Here is a 5,367-nt window from a genome sequence, read left to right as displayed (position 1 = left end):
GGCCGGTTCGCTTGGAATCGGACAACAATCGATCCGGGGCCAAGTCCCCTGTCACGGCGAAAACGGGTTTGGACTTTCCGACCTTCGCAAGCGTGTCTGACATTTTGCCTTCGAGCATCAAACCGGAATAAAACACCACGTCGGCATCCAATATTTGAGCCACGTCATCACGAGTCGTTTTGTATAGGTGCGGGTCGACAACTGGACCGAGCAACACCCTGACTTCGATTTTGTAACCGCCCACCCCTTTGACGACATCGCCCACCATCGCGGTTGTGGCGAGGACCTGCAGTTTATTGCTCTTGGGTTTGCCGGATGAGTTCGTGCACCCCTTGGTGCACGCAAAGGCGAAGGTCAGGATTGCCCCAACCATCAGCACGTTTACCCAGCGAGACGGCGTGGATCGGGCGGATGAGTGAGCCGAATGTTCGGTGGGAATCGCGGGGGTCATTTGGCGTTCTTCTTTCGCTCACGCATCCATTGTTCCACCGCGATTCGGTTGGATGGGAACGCCATGTTGTTGAGTTCACGCTTGGTTGGCACGCACCATTTGAACTCCGACAGTTCCGTGGGTTCCAATTGAATCTTGGCCTTCGCGGAAACTTTGCAGACAAAGAACAGATCGATCACATCGGCGGTCACGCCCGCGTAGGTGTAGTTGTTCGGTCCGGTGGTCAACAGTTCCAGTTCCGTCAGGGTCAACTCAGTCTCTTCGGCAACTTCGCGGTGCAGGGCTTCTTCGATCGACTCTCCTCGATCGACAAAGCCACCGGGCAATCCCCATTGTCCCTTCCCCGGATCGCGTGCTCGGCGAACGAGTAGCAGTTCTTGGGCATCGTTGACAATCAGTGCTCCTACGGCAGCGACCGGTCCAAAGAAGAACGCGAATCCACAGTTGTCGCAGCGGAACGGAATCTCACCTGGGTTTTGGTTGGGCGTTTGGCAGGACGGGCAAAAACGGAACGCGTTCTCGATCGGTTCTTGTGAACGCTTGGCTGGCTTGGAACTTTTCTTGCGAACGCTTTTCACCGCCGACTTTTTAGCGGTCTTTTTCTTGACTGGCTTTTTCGCTTTCTTCGTCGCGGATTTTCGTTCGCTGGTGTCTGTCACCGGGTGCGCAGCCGGATGCGACTTGCGAGACGACTTCTTCGACGATTTGCGGGAGGCGGATTTCTTGGCCGATTTTTTGACGGTTGCCGCGCTCGGTTTTTTCTTCATGGTTCAACCTCCTCATCGGTCATTGAGAAGGCGACGATGGATTCCGTGTGGTAATGCGCCGCGCGCAAGACACCGGCACCGCTGAGACGCGCTCCTAAGGTTCGAAGTTCTTCGATCGAATGAATGACGCCCATCCCCAGGGACTCGACCACGTCGTCGTCCAATTGGCAATGCAGCAGCACGTGACCATCCGCGATCAGTTGGTTCCATTGCCGAGCCAACGGTGTTTCGGTGTCCCAGTTTTTGAACGCCGTGTCCTGATCCATTTTGGTGGAATTGCTAGGCGTTGATTCTGGTGTTTCCCCATCGTTGTCGTTGAAGTCGGCTTCGTCGACGTTGGATTCAATGCCGAGCTGGGCTTGCCCGAGTTCTCGCAACCAAACGGGACTGGGCGGCGTGTTGACTTGCGACCAAATCACAATTGTTCCGCCGGGGGTGACATGACGTCCGGCCGCGATGGCAGCCCGAGCCAAGTTGGCCCAGGTTTGGGAATTTTCGTCTCCATCGAGAGCGGCGACGATCATTTCCGCGGTTGGGACGGTCTCGCTGATCGCAGCCGATTTGCCGGCCGGTTCGTCGCGGTCCCAAGACTCTTGGTTGGGCGTTTCACCACTGGCATACAAGTTGGTGAGTTCGTGCCGCAAAGCATCTGGTGTGCCAGCGATCAGTCGGCCGAGTTCGCCTGCGGCATCCGCGGAAATCAACATCATGACCTGCACACCGAGCAACCAAGCCGCTTCGGATGGTTCCGTGGTGGTTCGAGTTTGGTAGCGATGCTGTGTCGCTGCGTCTGCGAACAGCGGGAAGACGCCGGTCGGATCGATGTTGGTGATCGCATCACGGGATCGCGCCGACAGGATGGGCAGCGTGAAATCAGCGTCGACCAGATCCTTGGCCAAGTAGACCGCTTCCGCGTTTTCGTCGGCGACGATGTACCGCAGACTTTCGCGTCGGTGCGGTTCGTGACGAACCACTTCCACCTTCATCGGTTTCAAAGTGGATTGGTTGGCTTGGACGGCATCCAGTTCTTGTTGTAGTTGAGTCACCAACGCCTCGTCGGCCTCGTTCCAAAGCACGACGCTGACCTTGCCCGCGTTGGCTTGTCCTAGCAACGCAAGCACGCCGCGCAACACGTCCAAAATTCGCGGGACGTTGGGGTCGACCGCCAAAGCCACATGGTCGCCAGGCACAATCGCTTCGACCACGGTGGGGAAGTCGACCGGCGTCTGCAACATGCTCACGGCGAGTTTCGCGATCGCCTCCGGTGAATCATCGGTGGGTTGCGAGCGAGTCGAAAACGAACCCGCCACCGCGGCGGGCCTCAACTCCCACAATTCACCTTCGACTGCCCCACGGTAATGCTGGGCGGAGACGACTGGCAACGAAACACGTTTCATGGAACAAGTGGCTAAAATGAATGGGATGACCGACTGGATCCGGCGCCCCACACGGCGCTGGGATCGAATGCGGTTATCGTATCGAATCGTGGTTCCTGGGGTGACCCCAGCGAATTGGAACCAAGCGGCTCTCTTCCTCTTTTCTGGCGATTGTGATGACTCAACTCCTTGCTGAACAACCGCTCGTGGTTTCGATCATGCTGGGGGTTCTCGCCGCCGGATTGATTTTCAGTTGGTTGCAAACGGGCAAAAAAGCGTTGGCCATCGCGGGTTTGGTCTGTGCCGCATTGATTCCCCTGGCGTGGGTCATTGCCGGCAATTGGGTGACCGACGAGGAGCGAATCGAAACGTTGATCTACGATGTCGCGAAAGCTGTCGAGGAAGAACGCTACGACGATGTGGTGGAATTGATCGGTGCCGAGCAAACCAAAACCCAGGCGGGCACCGAACTGCAACGCTACGAATTCGAAGTCGCCAAGGTCGGCAGCATTCGATCGATCAAAATGGTCCAGGGCGTCTCTCCGCCTCAGGCCAACGTGGACATGACGGTCAAGGTGACCGTCAGTGACAGACGCGGGTCGATCAAAAACATCTCGATCCCACGGCGACTGATGCTGACATTTGAAAAGAGTGGCGATCCGGAGGCTGCCCACGGGGGTTGGTTGGTGTCCGAATACGCTCACATGCCAATCGTGGGAAAAGCCGATGCCTATTCAACTGGGACGTTTTGATGCTTGACGTTTCTCACCACTCGGAACCATGCACGCCGGAACCCGCTCACCCGTACCCGGGTCGCTTGATCACCCTCGATGGAATCGATGGCGTCGGAAAGTCATCGCAGATTGAAATTTTGGCGGGGCGTTTGCGATCCAAAGGACACGAAGTTCTCAATGTGCGAGACCCCGGTTCGACCGATTTGGGAACCAAGCTGCGAGCGATGCTGCTGGACAGCGACCTGGAAATGCACCGTCGCACCGAAGCGATGTTGTTCATGGCCAGTCGCTGCGAGATGATCGAATCGACACTCCGGTCGGCGCTGGCCGATGGAGTCACGGTGATCAGCGACCGGTTCTTGCTTGCCAACGTGGTCTACCAAAGTGTCGGAGGAGAAGTCGATGCGCAAACGTTGTGGCAACTCGGCCGACTCGCCTGCGGCGGGGTTCAGCCGGATGTGACGTTGTTGCTGGACCTGCCCGCTGAGATATCGATGCAACGTGTCGGTGGCGAAGCCGACCGGATGGAATCGCGAGGCGTGGACTACATGGCCAAGGTCCGGCAGGCCTTCTTGGATGAGTTGCCCAACGCCGGCGGTCGCACACACATCATCGATGCGTCAGGAACGATCGAAGAAGTCGCCGAAGCCATCGCGGCGATCGAGCTGTTCTGATCAGAATTGCACTCTCCCTCGCGAAGACCGGAACGGTGTTGTGAAATGTGTTGGGGCACTTGGTCCGTGGGTGGGCTGCGCGACTCACGGCTACCTTCCAGGAACCCCTGACCGATGGTGGTACCCATCAGGTCGCTCCGGCGAGGGCCGTCGTGGGAAGGAGTGGAGGCTCCATGGGCCGTCAGATCTGCTGCCGGGCCGTCAGGCCGCGGTCCAAGCCCCGCGATCTCCCCAAGCCCTAGCCGGTCGACAGAATGCATTCGACTCTGTCACCCCTTCGGGTTTTTTTTTTGAGTGGGCATTCTCGCCCGGGGCCTGACGACCCCGGCAATGGCTCTGTCGACCCTTCGGGCCTTGTTGAGCCGAACGATCGACATCGGGATGGTGCCATCCACCATTGGGTAGGTGGCTGGCTCCTTGCAGCTCTCTTCCATGAACCCTGACCGATGGTGGTACCCATTAGGTCGCTCCGGCCAGGGCCGTCGTGGGAAGGAGTGGAGGCTCCATGGGCCGTCAGATTTGCTGCCGGGGCCGTCAGGCCCCGGTCCAAACCCCACGATCACCTCCAAGCCCTAGCGGGGCGATAGAATGCATTCGACTCTGTCACCCTTTCGGGGTTTTGTTTTTGAGTGGGCATTCTCGCCCGGGGCCTGACGACCCCGGCAATGGCTCTGTCGACCTTTCGGGCCTTGTTGAGCCGAACGATGATGCTTGGCGCCGGCTCCGCCGATCTGGTAGCGAAAATGCTACCGGACTGCTCTGGGGAATCGATTGTGCTAGCCTGCGCCGCTCACCTTGGCCAATGGCCAACCTCAACCACTTCATCGTGCCAAGCCTATCGTGATCAAACGCCTCACTCAGGGAATGTGTAGTCCGGGTTGGCGGGATCGAAATCGAGGTCGGTTAACTTCGGATTGATGATCAGATCGTGGTACTCGTAGGACTCGATCAGGGGCGGCGTTTCACCTTCTGACTCTGGCCAACCAAAGCTGCGGAAGCTGACGATCAGCTTCTGCTCTTCGTCAATCACGACTTCGGCCAATGAGAAATCATCGGGTTGGTCGGTTGGTTGGGATCGTTGGATCTGCAGCAATGTCAATGATTTTCCATCGAACGGATGGCCGGGGGTGCGAATCACCCGGACGTCGGGATTGTCAACATCGCGAGACCCACGCTCAATCAATTTGCTGACCAGATTCGTCAGCCCCAGCTCGGTGATTGGATAGCGTTGGCCTCGCATGGCTAGGAAATTGGTGGGTTCGAGCTTGGCGGTCATCATGCTGCCAAGAAACCCGGCTTCGCGAACCAGTAGCTGGCCATCGTTTTGGTCCTCGATCCAAATCACCTCGCGTCCTTTGGCGGACT

At 57.9% G+C, this 5,367-nt stretch carries 6 protein-coding genes; 2 read left to right on the top strand and 4 right to left on the bottom strand.

Annotation, left to right across the window (positions count from 1 at the left end):
* The 3 genes from ACF8AM_RS00225 to ACF8AM_RS00215 form a co-directional block, all read right to left on the bottom strand.
* Window positions 1-451, bottom strand: a 451-nt coding sequence (locus ACF8AM_RS00225; RefSeq protein ID WP_392553692.1) for a metal ABC transporter solute-binding protein, Zn/Mn family, incomplete at its 3' end; no start/stop codon positions are given.
* Window positions 448-1,218 (bottom strand): NUDIX domain-containing protein, encoded by a 771-nt coding sequence (locus ACF8AM_RS00220; protein ID WP_392553691.1) that lies wholly within the window; start codon window positions 1,216-1,218, stop codon window positions 448-450. The genes ACF8AM_RS00220 and ACF8AM_RS00225, both read right to left, overlap by 4 nt.
* A complete protein-coding gene (locus tag ACF8AM_RS00215) occupies window positions 1,215-2,615 on the bottom strand; it encodes a transcriptional regulator (RefSeq protein ID WP_392553690.1) in 1,401 nt (466 codons plus the stop codon). The genes ACF8AM_RS00220 and ACF8AM_RS00215 overlap by 4 nt, the downstream gene beginning before the upstream one ends.
* Window positions 2,616-2,770: 155 nt before the next feature.
* On the opposite strand from ACF8AM_RS00215, the gene ACF8AM_RS00210 reads away from it, so the two are divergent.
* Window positions 2,771-3,346: a hypothetical protein gene (locus tag ACF8AM_RS00210; protein ID WP_392553689.1), complete on the top strand. Its 576-nt coding sequence runs from the start codon at window positions 2,771-2,773 to the stop codon at window positions 3,344-3,346.
* Complete coding sequence (gene tmk / locus ACF8AM_RS00205; protein ID WP_392553688.1) at window positions 3,346-4,002, top strand: dTMP kinase; 657 nt, start codon at window positions 3,346-3,348, stop codon at window positions 4,000-4,002. Before ACF8AM_RS00210 ends, tmk begins: the two co-directional genes overlap by 1 nt.
* Window positions 4,003-4,855: 853 nt before the next feature.
* Here the strand turns inward: tmk and ACF8AM_RS00200 are convergent.
* Window positions 4,856-5,367: DUF1571 domain-containing protein (locus tag ACF8AM_RS00200; protein WP_392553687.1), on the bottom strand; the 512-nt coding region annotated here is incomplete at its 5' end.

It is taken from the genome of Rhodopirellula sp. JB055, from assembly GCF_043100905.1.
In the GTDB taxonomy this organism is placed as follows: Bacteria; Planctomycetota; Planctomycetia; order Pirellulales; family Pirellulaceae; genus Rhodopirellula.
This window is presented reverse-complemented; position numbering and strand designations above follow the sequence as displayed.

Bases quoted from the DNA above. Each gene is read 5' to 3' on its own strand.
- ACF8AM_RS00220 (WP_392553691.1), bottom strand. From the start codon at position 1,218: ATGAAGAAAAAACCGAGCGCGGCAACCGTCAAAAAATCGGCCAAGAAA.
- ACF8AM_RS00215 (WP_392553690.1), bottom strand. From the start codon at position 2,615: ATGAAACGTGTTTCGTTGCCAGTCGTCTCCGCCCAGCATTACCGTGGG.
- ACF8AM_RS00210 (WP_392553689.1), top strand. From the start codon at position 2,771: ATGACTCAACTCCTTGCTGAACAACCGCTCGTGGTTTCGATCATGCTG.
- tmk (WP_392553688.1), top strand. From the start codon at position 3,346: ATGCTTGACGTTTCTCACCACTCGGAACCATGCACGCCGGAACCCGCT.